Below are 16881 nucleotides of genomic sequence, written 5' to 3'. Positions count from 1 at the left end.
GTGCTCCTGGGTAGTCGGAGGCAATCACGGACAGTGTAGGCAATGGTGATGATGTTGGCCTCTTCGCGGGGCAAGCCCGCTTGTGTCTTGGAGAGGGAATAGAATCTGAAGTGAGAGCGGTGAATGGCAAGCTGATAGCCCGAGGTGCCCAGAGCACGTGTGGGAGCAAAAGCTGCCATTCACCGTTCCACTTTGGCGAGAGCCCGAACAGTTGGATGAGGGGCGTAATCTCGAATCACAAGCGTGGGCCAAGCCAAAGCGCTCTCACTCCTTGAGTTTAAGAGGGTTTGGCCATGTCTTCCTCTGTCGGCATCGATGTTTCCAGTGCCACACTTGCTGTTCACATCCGCCCTGAGGGGGTGAACTTCAGTGTTTCCAATGACTTGAAGGGATTCCAACTGCTCGTCGAAAAGCTTGGCGGGTATGCAGTTTCAATGGTCTTGCTCGAAGCTACCGGTGGCTACGAGTGCAATGTCCTCAAAGCGCTGCAGGATGCCGATTTTCCGGTTTGCCGGATCAATCCCAGTCGTGCCCGGGACTTTGCCAAGTCGATGGGTAAACGCGCCAAGACCGATCCCATTGACGCAGCGGTTTTGGCTCACCTGGCTGAAGTTATGCCCCCACGGCCTTGCCAGGTGATGACACCCGAGCGGGCCTTGCTGCGCGAACTGCTTATGCAGCGGGATCGCTTCGTCCAACAGCGCGACGATGACAAGCGGCGCCTGAAGCAGGCGCGGGCTCCCAGTGTTTGTTTGCGGTTGGAACAACACATCGGCTATCTGAAGGGTGAAATTCGAGCGCTGGAACAAGAGATCGCACAGCAGGCAGCAGCTTTGCCTGATGACCGGGTTAAACAGCTCACTCAAGTCAAAGGAATTGGTCTGATTACTGCCGGAAAGCTGATGGCCTTGCTGCCAGAGCTGGGCCAGGTGGATAAGAAGGAAATTGCCGCCTTGGTCGGTGTTGCGCCGTTCAACCAGGACAGCGGCAAGCAGTCGGGCAAGCGTTCAATCTGGGGGGGGCGCTCACAAGTCAGGCGGGCGCTCTATATGGCCTGCTGGGTGGTGATACGGCACAACAAGGACTTCTGCGAGCGCTACAAAGCACTGCGAGCCCAAGGGAAGTGCGCGAAAGTATCGGTGGTGGCGTGTATGCGAGTATTGATAGTGAGGCTAAATGCGATGCTCAAGACCGGAACGCCCTGGAAGGAGCAAATAGCTCATTCGTAGGAGCAAGCCTTGCTGGCGATGCCCGGCACAGCCGGGCCTGGGGCGCTACGCGCCCCATCGCCGGCAAGGCCAGCTTCCACAAGAAGACAGTTGCTCCCACCGAGATCGTGCCGTCTTTAGAGATTCGAACAAGACAGTTGCTCCCACTGGCACCCCACAGGCTTCAAGAGCAGTGGGGCTCCGGTGGGAGCGGGCTTGCCCGCGAAGGGGCCAGCACAATCTTAGTTGTCGTACCCAAGGTTAGGCGCCAACCAGCGCTCGCTCACGCTGACCTCCTGGCCTTTGCGCGCGCTGTAGCTGTCGATCTGGTCCTTGTCGACCTTGCCCACGGCAAAGTACTGCGCCTGCGGGTGAGCAAAGTACCAGCCACTGACCGCCGCCGCCGGGAACATCGCAAAGTGCTCGGTCAGGAACACGCCGCTCGGGCCTGTCTCACCAATGGCCGTGCCATCGAGCAGGCGGAACAGGGTTTCTTTCTCGGTATGGTCCGGGCAGGCCGGGTAGCCTGGGGCAGGGCGGATACCGCTGTACTGCTCCTTGATCAACGCCTCGTTGTCCAGGTGCTCGTCACGGGCATAGCCCCAGTGTTCTTTACGCACCTGCTCGTGCAGCCACTCGGCGCAGGCCTCGGCCAGGCGGTCGGCCAGGGCCTTGACCATGATCGAGCTGTAGTCGTCGCCCTTGTCCTGATAAGCCTTGGCCACTTCCTCGGCACCGATGCCGGCGGTGGTGATGAAGCCGCCAACGTAGTCGGTAACGCCGCTGTCTTTGGGTGCGACGAAGTCGGCCAGCGACCAGTTCGGTTTGTTGTCGGGCTTGATGGTCTGCTGGCGCAGGTGGTGCAAGGTGGCCAGGGTCTGGCCGTCGTCGCCATAGACTTCGATGTCGTCATCGGCGACCTGGTTGGCCGGCCAGAAGCCGAACACGGCGCGGGCACTGATCAGCTTCTCGTCGATCAGTTTGTCGAGCATCTCGCGGGCGTCCTTGTACAGCGACGTAGCGGCCTCGCCGACCACTTCGTCGGTGAGGATGCGCGGGAACTTGCCGGCCAGGTCCCAGGAGATGAAGAAAGGCGTCCAGTCGATGTATTCGGCCAGGGTACGCAGGTCGATGTCTTCCAGCACCTTGACGCCGGTGAAGGAGGGCACCGCTGGCTGGTAGCCGGCCCAGTCGTACTGTGGCTTGGCCGCGATCGCCTTGGCGTAGCTCAGGCGCTCGGTACGGGCGCTGCGGTTGGCGGTACGTTCGCGGACTTCGACGTAGTCCTGACGGGTTTTTTCGACGAAGCCGGGTTTGAGTTCCTTGGACAGCAACTGGGTCGCCACGCCGACAGCCCGCGAAGCGTCGGTGACGTAGATCACCGCGTCATTGCTGTACTTGGGCTCGATCTTCACCGCCGTGTGGGCCTTGGAGGTAGTCGCGCCACCGATCATCAGCGGCAGGTTGAAACCCTGGCGCTGCATTTCGCGTGCAACGTGGACCATTTCGTCCAGCGACGGGGTGATCAGGCCGGACAGGCCGATGATGTCGCATTTCTGGTCGCGGGCGGTCTGCAGGATCTTCTCTGCCGGCACCATCACGCCAAGGTCGACGATGTCGTAGCCGTTACAGCCTAGGACCACGCCGACGATGTTCTTGCCGATGTCGTGCACGTCGCCCTTGACCGTGGCCATCAGGATCTTGCCCTTGGCCTCTGGCTTGTCGCCTTTTTCAGCTTCGATGAACGGGATCAGGTGCGCCACGGCCTGCTTCATCACGCGCGCTGACTTGACCACCTGCGGCAAGAACATCTTGCCGGCACCGAACAGGTCGCCGACCACGTTCATGCCGCTCATCAGCGGGCCTTCGATGACTTCGATCGGGCGTGCGCACTGCTGGCGGCACTCTTCGGTGTCTTCGACGATGTGCGCCGTGATGCCCTTGACCAGGGCATGCTCAAGGCGCTTGCCAACCGGCAGCGAGCGCCAGGCCTCGTTCTCGACTTCCTTGGTGGCGCCGCCGCCTCTGTAGTCATCGGCGATGGCCAGCAGTGCATCGGTGCCTTCCGGGGTGCGGTTGAGCACCACGTCCTCGACCTTGGTGCGCAGGTCGGCCGGGATCTCGTCGTAGATCTCCAGCTGGCCGGCGTTGACGATGCCCATGGTCAGGCCGTTGCGGATGGCGTGGAACAGGAACACCGAGTGGATCGCTTCACGCACCGGGTTGTTGCCGCGGAACGAGAACGACACGTTGGACACACCGCCCGAGCTCAAGGCGTGGGGCAGGTGGTCGCGGATGTAGGCGCAGGCTTCGATGAAGTCGACGGCATAGTTGTTGTGCTCTTCGATGCCGGTGGCGACGGCGAAGATGTTTGGGTCGAAGATGATGTCTTCCGGCGGGAAGCCGACTTCGTTGACCAGGATGTCGTAGCTGCGCTTGCAGATTTCCTTCTTGCGCGCGGCGGTATCGGCCTGGCCAACCTCGTCGAAGGCCATCACCACCACGGCGGCGCCGTAGCGCTTGCACAGGCGGGCGTGGTGCTTGAACTGCTCGACGCCTTCCTTCATGGAGATCGAGTTGACGATGCCCTTGCCCTGGATGCACTTCAGGCCCGCCTCGATCACTTCCCACTTGGAGGAGTCGATCATGATCGGCACGCGGGAGATGTCCGGCTCGCCGGCGATCATGTTGAGGAAACGGACCATGGCGGCCTGGGAGTCGAGCATCCCTTCGTCCATGTTGATGTCGATCACCTGGGCGCCGGCCTCAACCTGCTGCAGGGCGACCTCCAGGGCTTCGGTATAGTTCTCTTCGCGGATCAGCCGGGCGAATTTGGCGGAACCGGTGATGTTGGTACGCTCGCCAACGTTGACGAACAGCGACTGCCGGTCGATGGTGAACGGCTCCAGGCCGGACAGGCGGCAGGCCTTGGCGATTTCCGGGATTTCGCGGGGTTTGTACTTGGCCACGGCTTCGGCGATGGCCTGGATGTGCCCAGGCGTGGTGCCGCAGCAGCCGCCGATGATGTTGAGGAAGCCACTGGCGGCGAACTCCTCGACCACTGCGGCCATTTCGGCCGGGGTCTCGTCGTATTCACCGAAGGCATTCGGCAGGCCGGCGTTGGGGTGCGCCGAGACGTGGGTGTCGGCCTTGGTCGACAGCTCTTCCAGGTACGGGCGCAGGTCTTTGGCGCCCAGGGCGCAGTTCAGGCCCACGGAAATCGGCTTGGCGTGGCGTACCGAGTTCCAGAAGGCCTCGGTGGTCTGGCCCGACAGGGTACGGCCCGAGGCGTCGGTGATGGTGCCGGAGATCATGATCGGCAGTTCGACCTGGTCATCCTCGAACACCTGTTGCACGGCGAAGATCGCCGCCTTGGCGTTGAGGGTGTCGAAAATGGTTTCGATCAGGATCAGGTCGGCACCGCCCTCGATCAGACCACGGGTGGCCTCGACGTAGTTTTCTACCAGCTCGTCGAAGGTGACGTTGCGGTAGCTGGGGTCGTTGACGTCCGGGGAGATCGAGCAGGTGCGGCTGGTCGGGCCAAGCACGCCGGCGACGAAGCGCGGTTTGTCCGGCGTCTCCAGGGTCTTGGCATCGGCCACCTGGCGGGCAATGCGCGCGCCTTCGACGTTAAGCTCGTAGACCAGCGACTCCATGCCGTAGTCGGCCTGGGAAATCTGCGTGGCGTTGAAGGTGTTGGTTTCGAGAATATCGGCGCCAGCGTCCAGGTAGGCTTTCTCGATGGCGGCGATGACATCGGGGCGGCTGAGCAGCAACAGATCGTTGTTACCTTTCACATCGCTTGGCCAATCGGCGAAGCGCGTGCCACGATAGTCGTGTTCCTCGAGGCGATAACTTTGGATCATAGTACCCATGCCGCCGTCGAGGATCAGGATGCGCTCTTTGAGTGCGTGCTGGAGTGCTTGGAGACGAGCGCTGCGGTCGGACATAGGAACTACCTGGTCGGGCGAATATCAGAAGGTGCCGAATCATAACAAAGCTGCGCGGTTTTTAGGCGTATCGCCCATTTGCATGAATTTTGCTCATGTTGACGCACAGGCACCCAGGCCCGACCAGGCAATCGTGATGGCTTTCAAGAACCAGGACTTTTCGCACATGGTGCATCGTATCCTTGCCGGCGTCTGCGCCCTGCTCATCAGCGGCGTAGCGTTTGCGCAAGCCCCCCAGTCGAGCCCGGCCATTTCCTACACCCGGGATATTCAACCGATCTTCACCGAGAAATGCGTGGCCTGCCACGCCTGTAACGACGCTGCCTGCCAGCTCAAGCTGGAAAGCCCCGAGGGCGCCGTGCGCGGAGCCACCAAGGTGCCGGTGTACCAGGGCGACCGGAGCACGGCGGTGCCCACCACGCGGCTGTTCTACGACGCCCACAGCGAGGGCGAGTGGCGCAAGAAGGGCTTCTACTCGGTGCTCGACAGCCAGGGCAGCCAGGCGGCGCTGATGGCGCGCATGCTCGAACTGGGGCACAAGACGCCGCTCACGCCCAATGCCAAGCTGCCCGAGGACATCGTCCTGGGAATTAACCGCAACAACATGTGCCCGTTGCCCCATGAGTTCGACGCCTACGCGGGCGCGCACCCCAAAGAGGGCATGCCGCTGGCGGTCACCGGCCTGACCGACCAGGAGTACAGCACGCTGCAACGCTGGCTGGCTGCAGGTGCACCGGTGGAGTACCAGCCGATCCAGGCCAGTGCGGCCGAGGCCAAGCAGATTGCCGATTGGGAAGAGCTGCTGAACCGCCCGGGCTCCACCGAAGCCCTGGTTGGGCGCTGGCTATACGAGCACCTGTTCCTTGCGCATATCTACTTTGTTGGTGGGGAGCAGGGCCACTTCTTCCAGTGGGTGCGTTCGCGCACGCCCAGTGGCCAGCCCGTCGATCTGATCGCCACCCGTCGTCCCAACGACCCACCAGGCACCGACTTCTATTACCGGCTGATTCCGGTGCAAGGTGTGATCGTGCACAAGACGCACATCACCTACCCGATGGGGCCGCAGAAGCTCAAGCGGGTGAAACAGCTGTTCTACGCAGGTGACTGGCATGCCGCCGCGTTGCCAGGCTACGGCCCACGGCACCGGGCCAACCCCTTCGAAACGTTCGAGGCGATCCCTGCGGTGGCGCGTTACCAGTTCATGCTGGACAACGCCGAGTACTTCGTGCGCACCTTCATCCGAGGCCCGGTGTGCCGTGGGCAGATTGCAACCGACGTGATTCGCGACAACTTCTGGGCGCTCTTCCAGGAGCCGGCCCATGATCGCTACATCACCGATGCCCAGTACCGGGGCGAGGCCACCCCGCTGCTGGCCATGCCGGGGCAGATCGATGACGTGGGCAGTGTGTTGAGCCTCTGGCATGCCTACCGCGACAAGCGCAACGCGTACGAAAAATTGCGCCGCGAAGCCTATGCCGACATGCCGGCGCCGGGCTGGTCGACGTTGTGGGCCGGTAACGACAATGCGCTGCTGAGCATTTTCCGCCACTTCGACAGCGCCGCGGTTAGCAAGGGCCTGATCGGCGATGTGCCGCTCACCGTGTGGTTGTTCGATTACCCGTTGCTCGAACGCACCTACTACCAGTTGGCGGTCAACTTCGATGTATTCGGCAACGTCTCGCACCAGTTGCAGACACGCCTGTACTTCGACTTGATCCGCAACGGCGCCGAGGTCAACTTCCTGCGCCTGATGCCGGCTGATCAGCGCAGCGCGATCCTCAGCGACTGGTACCAGAACAGTGGCAAGGTGAAGATGTGGCTCGACTACGAAGACATCGACACCGACACCCCGAGCGGCATCAAGCTCGACCCAGGCAACCCCAAGCGCGACTTCGGCCTCAAGCTGTTGCAGCGCACCGGCAGCCTGAATGCAGCGCCCGATCCGATCAACCGCTGCCAAGGCGCCTACTGTTCGCGGCCGCAGATGAGCGAAGAGTTCCGCAATGCCGAGCAGTCGCTCAGCCGCCTGGTGTCGCGCCCGGCTGCCGGGCTCAAGGTCATCAACCAGTTGCCTGAAGCGACCCTGCTGCGCATCGAAGGGCAGGGCGGTCAGCGCCAGGTGTACAGCTTGCTGCGCAACCGCGCGCACAGCAACGTCGCCTTCCTGCTGGGCGAGGCCGCCCGATACCAGCCGGGGCTGGACACCCTGACCTTGTACCCAGGCGTGCTCAGCAGCTACCCCAACTTCATCTTCAACATTCCAACCAAGGATGTGCCGGAATTTGTCGAGGACATGGAGTATGCGCGTGATGACGCCGGCAAGTTCGAGCGCATCGTCATGCGCTGGGGTGTGCGCCGTAGTCATCCGCAGTTCTGGCAGTACTTCCATGACCTGAATACCTTCATCAAGGAGACCCAGCCGGTGGAAGCGGGCGTGTTGGACATGAACCGCTACGAGAACCTCTGATCGGTCAGCCTGACCTTTCTGAAATACCTGCGGTCGGAAACGGTGGGTGGTCCGGGGGCTGCTTTGCAGCCCATCGCGGGCAAGCCCGCCCCCACAGGTTTTGTGCAGTCCCTGTGGGGGCGGGCTTGCCCGCGAACGAGTGCGAAGCGCTCGCCGAGGCCTCAATGCACCGGCAATCGCAGGGTATTTCATGCTGTATTCGCTTCAGGCACTGCGGGCGTTCGCCGCCTGGGTGGTGGTCTGCCACCATTTCATGCAGATCTTTTTCGACTTCAAGGCCAGTGGGCCGATTGGCCAACTGCTGACTGACCGGGGCGCCGTCGGCGTCGATATCTTCTTCGTCATCAGCGGCCTGGTGATCTACCTCTCCACCCGTGACAAAGCCATCGAGCCTCGGCAGTTCCTGCTTAACCGGTTATTGCGCATCGTCCCGGCGTACTGGTTCTACACCTTGGTCATGGCGGGCCTGCTGCTGGCGGCCAGCCGCTGGATGCCGCACCAGGAATTCGACTGGCATCACCTGTTGCTGTCGCTAGTGTTCGTGCCAGCGGAAAACCCCGGTGGATATGGGCTCTATCCCACCTTGAACGTGGGCTGGACGCTGAACTTCGAGGTGTTTTTCTACCTGCTGTTCGGCTTGGCATTCCTGGTCCGCCAGCGCCATCAGTTACTGCTGGTCAGCGTCGCGCTGCTGCTGGTGAGTGAAGTGCTGGGCCGGCTGGGTGTGCTCAGTCATTTCTACAACAACGACATCATCTACGAGTTCCTGCTGGGCATCGGCCTGGGAGTGCTGTATCGCCGAGGCCTGATTCGCCAGGGCATTTGCATGCCCCTGGCGTTGCTCGCCGTGGCGGGGTATGCCCTTTACCACCTGGACGCCTCCCAGCGGCTGCTGCACTGGGGCCTGCCGAGCGCGCTGGTGGTACTCGCCTTTGTCTCCCTGGAGCCCCTATTCGCGGGCAACCGACTGCTCAAGGCACTGGGCGATTGTTCGTATTCGGTGTACCTGATCCACGTGCTGGTGCTGTATGCCGGCTGGTTCGCCAGCCAGCGGCTGCACCTTAACCCGTATCTGGTGTTTGCCCTGTGCGTGCCGTCCATTGGACTAATGTCGTGGTTCAGCTACCACTGGCTGGAGCGCGGCCTGTACCGGCGAATGCAGGCCTGGCTGGCGGCACCACGGGGGCAGGCCCCGGATTACGCGCTTTCCCGAGTCAAATACTAGGACTTTGTACAAGGGCCAGGTTGGCGTACACTTGGCCGCAAGTCTGTGAGGAACTTCCATGAGCGCTATAACCATTACCGACGCCGCCCATGATTACCTGGCCGATCTGCTCTCCAAGCAGAATACGCCCGGCATCGGCATCCGCATTTTCATCACCCAGCCAGGCACCCAGTACGCAGAGACGTGCATTGCCTACTGCAAGCCGGGCGAAGAGAAGCCTGACGACACCGCCGTGGGTCTGAAGAGCTTCACCGCCTACCTCGATGCAGTCAGCGTCCCCTTCCTTGAGGACGCGCTGGTCGATTACGCCACCGACCGCATGGGCGGCCAGCTGACCATCAAGGCACCGAACGCCAAGGTGCCGATGGTCAACGAGGACAGCCCGATCAACGAGCGTATCAACTACTACCTGCAGACCGAGATCAACCCCGGTCTGGCCAGCCATGGCGGGCAGGTGAGCCTGGTGGACGTGGTCGACGACGGTATCGCCGTGCTGCAGTTCGGTGGTGGTTGTCAGGGCTGCGGCCAGGCCGACGTGACACTGCGCGAAGGCATCGAGCGCACCCTGCTCGAGCGTATCCCGGAGCTTAAAGGTGTGCGCGACGTGACCGACCACACCCAGAAGGAAAACGCCTACTACTGATTGTAGGAGCGCCCCGGCAAGGCCGCTCCTACAGACACTGTTCGCCGCTTCCTTAGCAACAAACTGTTACGGATTCAACCCCTGCGACAACAGGCCGCAGCCCGTATTCAAAGGGCTGCAGGCCATCACCGCCTTCGTCGGGTAGAAGCACTTGGGGTGTCATGCCAGAATGCCCCGGTTTTTCAACCGGCCCCTCCCCAGGGTCGGCACCTTTCCTGTAAAGGATGGCCTGTAAAGGATAGTTCCATGAATGATCTATATACCCGGCGCGCGGTTGTCGCCGGGATGGGCGTTCTCGGGCTCGGCCTGCTGGCCGGCTGCAGCCCGGCCCGGGGTCTCGAGTTCAAGCACGGCAAGAACATGAGCAACGAAATCCTTGGGCGCAAGTTCAATCTCAAGGACCCCCAAGGCAACCCGCGTACCCTGTCGAGCTTCTACGGCAGCATGCCGATGATCTTCTTCGGCTTCACCCAGTGCCCGGCGGTCTGCCCGACCACGCTGGCGCGGGCGGCGCAAATCAGACAGCTGCTCAAGGGCCGTGACCGTGACCTGTTCCAGGTGGTGTTCATCACCCTGGACCCAGAGCGCGACACCCCCGAAGTCCTCGATGCCTACGTCAAGGCGTTCGACCCGTCGTTCACCGCGCTGACCGGCACCCCCGAGGAAATCGCCGAGGTGGCCAAGGAATTCAAGGTGTTCTACGAAAAGGTTCCGGCCGGTGACACCTATACCATCTCTCATTCGTCCACCAGCTACGTCTACGACACACGTGGCACTTTGCGCCTGAGCCTGGGCCATTCCCTGAACGCCAAGGAATGCGCCGAAGACCTGGTCACCCTGATGGAGATTTGCTAATGGCTGTTTCACTGCAACCGATCAAGCGCGGCCTGGCCGCCATCGCCCTGCTGGGCCTGGCCTTGCCAGCCCTGGCCCAGACCACTGTCAGTGATGCCTGGGTCCGAGCCAGCGTGCCGCATCAGCAGTCCACCGGTGCCTTCATGACCCTCACGGCCAGCAGCGACAGCAAGCTGGTAGGGGTTGAGTCGTCCGTGGCCAAGACCGTACAGGTACATGAAATGACCATGAACGGCGACGTGATGGGCATGCGTGAGGTCAAGGCCGTCGAGTTGCCCGCAGGCAAACCAGTGACCTTGGACCCGAACGGCTTACACGTCATGTTGATGGGGTTGAAGCAGCAGGTGAAGGAAGGCGAGCAGGTGCCACTGACCCTGGTCATCGAAGATGCCAAGGGCGGCAAGGAAACGCTGCAGGTGCAGGCGCCAGTGCGTCCACTCAACGCCGAGGCGGGCGGTGGGCATGACCACATGCACATGAATCACTGATTCACTTGGGGCCGCGCAACGCGGCCCCCTTTGATTCAGCTGCGAAAGCGTGGCAGCGGCCTGTCGAGGGTCAACGACGTCAAGGTCTTGCGTACCTGGGCTTCGTCGGCCTCCAGGGCCTTGAGACTCGCGCGGATCTTGCCGGCGGCGGGCACATCGCCCTGCCGGTCGATCCAGTCGGCAATCTCCTTGCAGGCACTGCTAAGGCAGGCTTGGCGCTGGTTCATCAGCGATATGAGGGTGGTGAGCTCTCTTTCGGACATGGCAGGATCCTCCAATTCAGCCCTGTCAGTGTAGCAGACGGTTTTCTGGGCTCAGGCTGCTTTCAAGCCGATTGGAGTGCGCGCAGATGCCTCGATCTGCGGGTGAAGTAATCATTAGTTACTTTTCGTGAGTTTTAAACTAAACGTTTAAAATTCGATATCTGTGCGCCGCACATCGTCTGGATTGAGCTTGAGTTTGGCAGTGTTGCTCGCTTGTTTGAGTGGGCTGTTCCGCCCGCTTGAAAGTTAATAGAGAGTTCTTTGCTTTTGGTTGTTTTGCGTAGGGCGTTTCGTTGTTGTAAGTGTTTGTGTGGCTCTGTTCAGGTGTTGTTACAAGCTGAGTGTTGTGTTTTGGGTTGATTGGGATTTAGATAGCGCTTGCTTAGGCGAAGACCATTTGGAGTATTACCGATATCAGTGCGTCTTGCAGGCCTCGGGCTTACTCCAGCAGGCGTGCTGCCCCTGGACGCGACATCACTGAGCATGGGCTGATTTATGTCGCCAGCTGAGGAGAAGCATCTACATGCAAGCGTTGAATCTTAACAGCGGAACGCGAACGCTTACGATTGGATACGGAGCTTCCAAGTGTGGCGAGTTCGCTTTCGAGGCTGCTTTTGCAGTGGCGATCGTATCGGTTACCGAGGCCGATCTCTTGTTGATCGGGATGGTGTACTTCTTTCGTTATCTGCCCAGTGCGGTGTTTTCACCCATGGGTGGCTGGCTGGCGGATAACTGCAATAGAAAACGTACGTTGTTGCTGGTGGAAGTGACGAAAAGCATCTTGGCACTGTCCTTTTTCGCGTTGTTCAGCCTGTCCACGCCCGCGTTAGTTGCGTTGATTGGTTTGGCGATGATTATGACGGCGCTAGACTGTCTTTATGTACCGACGTTTCGTGCCTATTTCCCCGATATCGTGGAAAAAGAAAGGCTGCCTTCGGTCAACAGCGCTATCCAGGTGGTTGAGGATGCCGCCTCGATCATCGGGCCGTTGGTGTTCTCTGCAGGTGTGTTGTTGCTTTCCCGTGAGGCGGCCTTTCTTTTCTTTGCTGCATGCCTGGTGGTATCGGCGTTCAGTATCGCTACTCTGGCCCCGGGTAGGTCGAGCCCGCGCCAGGTCTTCGATGTGCGGTCTGTGGTGCGAGATGCTGCTAGTAGTGTGAACAAGCTCAGGGCCAGCAATGCACCGTTGTTCGCTGTCATCTGCTGCACCACGATTTGCGCGATGTTCGCCACCTCGCTCATTCGGTTCATCCTGCCCGCTTCGGTGCTTGAACATTTCGCTTCCGAGGCTGCAGTGGGGTACGTTTTATCACTGCTAGCAGCAGGTACTGTGCTGGGAAGTCTCCTGTATACCCGCTTCAACAAGCGGACCACCGCGCAACAGGTACTCCGTTATTGGGCGTTGTACGGCGCACTGTTTTTCTTGGCGGCTGTCCTGCTTCAGTTCAGTGACGTGCTGTTCCTGGTGATCCTGTTCATCGTCGGCTTTGTCGGTGCATTCGTCGATATCGCTATCGTGACCAACATTCAATGCCTGTCGAAGGACCGTGAAGTCGGCAGAAATTTTTCCTTGTACTACTTCACTGCCGTCCTCGGGGATGCTGTTTCAGGGCTAGTTGCCTGTTTTGTCTTTGTGCTGGCGGGGCCGGCGACCTTCCTTTGGATGACACTGATGCTGTTTATCGCACCGTTGCGCTGGACACTGAAGAGTGCTGGCCATCGTAAAGGGCAAAGTTAGCCTGGAAAGGCTTGAGCAACTGGTCGGGAGGGTGCCGAAGCCCCTGCGTTGGGACTACAGCCCCAGGTATCGCCGTCAGGATTCGACGCAAGGATCTGAACCCGCAACAGCTGGAGCTTGCGTGGTGAAAAACCTGACAGGCAAAGCTACCTGAAGACATGCCTGGCGATAGGCCCCAGGTGTCACCCCATAAGCCTGCTTGAACTGCCGGCTCAAGTGGCTCTGGTCCGCAAAGCCAAGCGCAAACGCCACCTCTGAAGCCACCTGGCCGCGTTTCAGAAACTCACGGGCGCGGGCCAGGCGACGTTGCTTGAGCCAGGCATGGGGCGGCAGGCCGGTGGCCTGGCGAAATACCCGGGCGAAGTGGAAGGGCGACAGGTTGACTGCCGCTGCCAGGGCTTCAAGCGAGGGTGGGTCGGCCAGTTGGCTCTCCAGCAGTTCGCGGGCGCGGGCCACCGCCAGGGGTTCATGGCCGGGTGCGGTGGGCTCGGCGCATTGCCCATGGCGTTGCACCAGGGCCAGCACGGCATGGCGCCAGGCCGTCTGCTGCTCCAGGGCGCTGGCAGCAGATTCGGACAGCTGGTGCAGCTGGCTGAAGGCCAGGGCCAGGGTCGGGTCCTGGATCACACTGTCCTTGAAGATGGGCATGCCGTGGCGGCCCAGTTCCAGCTCTTCGAGCACGCCGGTGACCCGTTCATGCTCCGGGTAGAAGCCGCGATAGCGCCAGCCCGCTTCGTGGGCAGTGGCGCCGGTGTGCAGTTCGTCGGGGTTGATCAGCACCATGCTGCCGACCGGGGCCAGGTGCTCGCTGCCGCGATGCCAGAAGCGCTGGGCGCCGGACTCGATCACGGTGAAGACATAGCCTTCGTGTACATGCGGGGCGAAGCGCTGCTGAAAATACCGTGCGTGCAGCATTTCAACGTCGCCCAGCGCCGGCGCCTGCCACAGGTGGGTCTGCTCGCGCAGGGGCGTGGTCATGCCAGCCAGCTGCGCAGGAGGAAGAAGATCAACATGCTCACCAGCATGCTCAGCAACACGCTGCGGGTCAACAGCACCAGGGCCACGGCCACCACCGAACCTAGCAGATAAGGGTTGAGCAGGCTCAGGTTCAGTTGGTGCTCAGGCATGAAGATGATTGGCCCGCAGATGGCGGTGAGCATGCCCGGCACCGCGAACCCCAGAAACTGCCGGGCATTGGAGCTCAGGCGCAAGGGCAGGCGGGGCTCAAGAAACGCATAGCGATTGAGAAACACGATGGCGCCCATGGCGAATATCAGCAACCAGGTCATGCACGGCCTCCAACGCATTTCTGGCAAATGAAACCGGCGCTCATGCCAAGCAGGCCGGCAGCCACCAGGGCGGTTTCCCAGTGCCAGGCACTGAACAGTACCGAGCAGAACAGCGACACCGCCACGCACACCACCGTGGCGAGGTTGCGCACCAGCGGCGCGATCAGGGCGACGAAGGTGGCGACAATGGAAAAGTCCAGGCCCAGCTGGTCGAGGTGCGGAATGTTCTGGCCAAGGACAATGCCTGCCAACGTGAACAGGTTCCAGGCGATATAGAACGTCAGGCCCACGCCCAGGGCATACCAGCGATTGAACTGCTGTTGGTCATAGTGGCTGGTCAGGGCGAAGAATTCGTCGGTCAACAAGAAGCCCAGGCCTAACCGCCAGCGCAGCGGCTGGTTGGACAGCACCGGGCGCATGGACAGGCCGTAGAGCAGGTGCTGCGACGTCAGCAGCAAGGTGGTGAGCAGGATCGACGCCAGGTTGGCACCGCCCTTGAGCATGCCGATCGCCACCAGTTGCGCGGCACCGGCGAAAACGATGGCCGAAAGCCCTTGGCCTTGCCAGGCGCTCAGGTTGGCTTCGATGGCCATGGAGCCTGCCAGCAGGCCCCAGGGGGCGACGGCCAGGGAAAGCGGGAGAATGGCGATGGCGCCGTGAAGAAAGGCTTGGCGGGCGATGTGTGGGCTATCTGGCATGGTGGCTGCAACGCGTGTACTCGGTTGGGCAGCATGCCAGAGTGGGGCGGGTGATGGCTTGAACGATCTTGCTGGTTTGGCGCTTGGCCGGGACGAATGCCGCTATCGATGGCTGGTCAACCTGCGTTGCGCTGTCACGCACCCGTTGATCTCCACCGCCTTCTGCAGCAAGGTCTGGCGATGCTGCATGTCCAGATCTGCCAGCGACCGGTATACCTCGGCCTGGTAGTCGCGCTGACGCCCCCACTGCATTTCCAGGCCCTGCGGCTGGCTGCGGCTGCAGGCCAGTCGCGGGGCCGGTTGCGGGTAGTAAGGGGCGTACTGGGTGGCCATGCTCGGAATCGCCTCCAGCGTTGCGCGATACTCCGCGCTGGCATTGTAGGGCGAGCACCAGGTGGCGATGGCCGGAGCCGGTGCCGCGAAGCCCTGCTTGAGGCTGGCGACCAGCAAGGGGCAGGCGGCGTCCGGGATTTGCCCGACGGGCAAGTAGGTCATGTAGTAAAGCGCAAGCCGGTATTGCGCCACGGGGTGGCCCAGGGCCACTGATTTTTTCAGCAGTGCCACAGCGGTGGGCAAGGTGTGGGCCAGGGCTTGGCCCTGGCGGGTGAGCTCCGGATCGCTACCCACGGCAGTGCGCAGTGAACTGGCGCCGTCGTCCAGGCTGTCGGCCTGTTCGAGTAGCGGCAGGGCCTGGCGGTAGAGCAGGTCGGCATGAGGGTCGATGCGTGCGTCGAGCGCCTGCGCGGCCAGCGGCATCAGTGCAATCAACAGCGGGGGCAGGATGACCGCGCGACTCACAGGCATGCCTCGTGAGCGGCGCCGTCATGGCAGGCAGCCAGTGCTTGATGGACGGCTTCGATGTTCATGACAGGTACACGTGCGCCTCAGGCGGATCGGAACGACGACGTATTCTAGCCACCCAAGGGGCCTCGCCGGAAGAGCAGCGGGCAACTGTCAGACGAGCTTGATGGGTGCGACCTTGCGCTGAGCGTGTTTTTCCTGGGCCAGGCCAAGCTTGGCAGTGATGACCTTGGCCAGGGCATTGTTGCCCAGGTCGTTGAAGTGCAGACGGTCGACGAACAGGTCAGCGCCGAAGACCGGCGAGCTGCTGAGCATGCTGTTCATGTCGTAGCAGGGGACCGGGTCCGCCTGGCTTTTGATGCGGCGAAAGAAGGCGGTGTGCAACTGGCTGTCAAACACCCCGTCCAGCAAGCGGTCGAAGTTCGCCGACTGCGACTCCAGCCCCATCAGCATGGCCTGTTCACCTGCTGGCAAGGTTTCCCGGCACCAGGGCAGCAGTGGCTGGAGTATGAAGGTCAGGGTGGCATGGCTGTCTGCCAGCAGACGCTCCCACTGGCGCAAGGTGCGGCCGATGTTGTCGGCCGCGCGGGCCAATCGCTTTTCAGGGGGTGACAACGGCTTGGCGGCAGGCGCTACGGGAGGGCGCGCGGTCAGGGCTTGGCCGAGACGTCGCCAGAGTGATTGCCGGCGCGGGGCCGTAGCTGGCGGCATGCCCTCGCTGAAGCTGTTCAAAGTGTTCTGCAAGGCCATGGCGTGCAGCGGCTCGTGGGGGCTGGTGAGGACTTCGCACAGGGCTTCATGGGCCAGCGTATTGAGGCCGCTGAGTACCACCACATGGCCGAGCTGGCCGAGCCGGTGTTGGTGGGTAAGGAACATCAGCAGCTCCTGGCCGGCATTGAGCCCACAGCCGGCCAGGCTCAGCCAGACCTCACCGGTCAGCATCGACAGGTGCGAAGCCACCGTGTGCTCGTCGCTGCTGGCGCCGATACCCAGCGCAGTAGAGCCCCCTACCAGCAGGTTGATGCGCGGCGCTGCGCCGCGCTCGGCCGCCGAGAAACGCTTGCCGGCGCAATGGCTGTAACGCAGGCCAAGGGCATCGGTGTTGATGGTGCCGGAGCGATAGCCGCTCTCGTGTACATGCAAGGTGTGTGGCGCACGGCGGTTGCCCAGCAACAGAAAGCGCTGATAGTCCTGTTGCAGCGGCGAAGGAGGGCCCGGAGCATACGTGGTGGTGTCGGTCGTTTTCATGGGCTCTC

Annotated in this window: 14 protein-coding genes; 7 read left to right on the top strand and 7 right to left on the bottom strand. The window is 61.6% G+C overall.

All coding sequences use genetic code 11. From position 1 onward, the window contains the following. Positions 1–293 precede the first annotated feature (293 nt). The gene (locus ACSSU5_RS01195; protein ID WP_492560428.1) at positions 294–1229 is read left to right on the top strand and encodes an IS110 family transposase; all 936 of its coding nucleotides are present in this window, start codon (positions 294–296) and stop codon (positions 1227–1229) included. A gap of 221 nt (positions 1230–1450) precedes the next feature. On the opposite strand, the gene metH is transcribed toward ACSSU5_RS01195, so the two are convergent. After that, the gene (metH, locus tag ACSSU5_RS01190) at positions 1451–5158 is read right to left on the bottom strand and encodes a methionine synthase (protein ID WP_264312644.1); all 3708 of its coding nucleotides are present in this window, start codon (positions 5156–5158) and stop codon (positions 1451–1453) included. A 166-nt stretch (positions 5159–5324) separates the two neighbouring features. Between metH and ACSSU5_RS01185 the strand changes: the two genes are divergently transcribed. The 5 genes from ACSSU5_RS01185 (at position 5325) to ACSSU5_RS01165 (ending at position 10836) form a co-directional block, all read left to right on the top strand. Beyond that, complete coding sequence (locus ACSSU5_RS01185) at positions 5325–7625, top strand: fatty acid cis/trans isomerase (RefSeq protein WP_492561293.1); 2301 nt, start codon at positions 5325–5327, stop codon at positions 7623–7625. Between the two features lie 190 nt (positions 7626–7815). Then, positions 7816–8850, top strand: a complete 1035-nt coding sequence (locus ACSSU5_RS01180) for an acyltransferase family protein (protein ID WP_492560427.1) — start codon at positions 7816–7818, stop codon at positions 8848–8850. A 58-nt stretch (positions 8851–8908) separates the two neighbouring features. Next, complete coding sequence (nfuA, locus tag ACSSU5_RS01175; protein WP_264312646.1) at positions 8909–9493, top strand: Fe-S biogenesis protein NfuA; 585 nt, start codon at positions 8909–8911, stop codon at positions 9491–9493. A 246-nt stretch (positions 9494–9739) separates the two neighbouring features. Next, the gene (locus tag ACSSU5_RS01170; RefSeq protein ID WP_264312647.1) at positions 9740–10348 is read left to right on the top strand and encodes an SCO family protein; all 609 of its coding nucleotides are present in this window, start codon (positions 9740–9742) and stop codon (positions 10346–10348) included. Continuing rightward, positions 10348–10836, top strand: a complete 489-nt coding sequence (locus tag ACSSU5_RS01165; RefSeq protein ID WP_264312648.1) for a copper chaperone PCu(A)C — start codon at positions 10348–10350, stop codon at positions 10834–10836. Before ACSSU5_RS01170 ends, ACSSU5_RS01165 begins: the two co-directional genes overlap by 1 nt. Positions 10837–10871: 35 nt before the next feature. Here ACSSU5_RS01165 and ACSSU5_RS01160 read toward each other — a convergent pair whose 3' ends face one another. Then, a complete protein-coding gene (locus ACSSU5_RS01160) occupies positions 10872–11099 on the bottom strand; it encodes a hypothetical protein (protein WP_027593874.1) in 228 nt (75 codons plus the stop codon). 523 nt (positions 11100–11622) lie between these two features. Here ACSSU5_RS01160 and ACSSU5_RS01155 point away from each other — a divergent pair. After that, complete coding sequence (locus ACSSU5_RS01155; RefSeq protein WP_492560426.1) at positions 11623–12837, top strand: MFS transporter; 1215 nt, start codon at positions 11623–11625, stop codon at positions 12835–12837. A gap of 75 nt (positions 12838–12912) precedes the next feature. Here ACSSU5_RS01155 and ACSSU5_RS01150 read toward each other — a convergent pair whose 3' ends face one another. From ACSSU5_RS01150 to ACSSU5_RS01130, 5 genes are all read right to left on the bottom strand, one after another. Then, positions 12913–13815: an AraC family transcriptional regulator gene (locus ACSSU5_RS01150; protein ID WP_492560425.1), complete on the bottom strand. Its 903-nt coding sequence runs from the start codon at positions 13813–13815 to the stop codon at positions 12913–12915. Further along, positions 13812–14126 (bottom strand): AzlD domain-containing protein, encoded by a 315-nt coding sequence (locus ACSSU5_RS01145; RefSeq protein WP_264312651.1) that lies wholly within the window; start codon positions 14124–14126, stop codon positions 13812–13814. The genes ACSSU5_RS01150 and ACSSU5_RS01145 overlap by 4 nt, the downstream gene beginning before the upstream one ends. After that, on the bottom strand, positions 14123–14824 hold the full coding sequence (locus ACSSU5_RS01140; protein ID WP_264312652.1) for an AzlC family ABC transporter permease: 702 nt from the start codon (positions 14822–14824) through the stop codon (positions 14123–14125). Before ACSSU5_RS01140 ends, ACSSU5_RS01145 begins: the two co-directional genes overlap by 4 nt. 102 nt (positions 14825–14926) lie before the next feature. Continuing rightward, a complete protein-coding gene (locus tag ACSSU5_RS01135; protein ID WP_492560424.1) occupies positions 14927–15628 on the bottom strand; it encodes a sel1 repeat family protein in 702 nt (233 codons plus the stop codon). 150 nt (positions 15629–15778) lie between these two features. After that, a complete protein-coding gene (locus tag ACSSU5_RS01130) occupies positions 15779–16873 on the bottom strand; it encodes a hypothetical protein (RefSeq protein ID WP_264312654.1) in 1095 nt (364 codons plus the stop codon). Positions 16874–16881: the final 8 nt, after the last annotated feature.

The sequence above is a fragment of the Pseudomonas sp. E1MeOHC2 genome, assembly GCF_058745025.1.
This window is presented reverse-complemented; position numbering and strand designations above follow the sequence as displayed.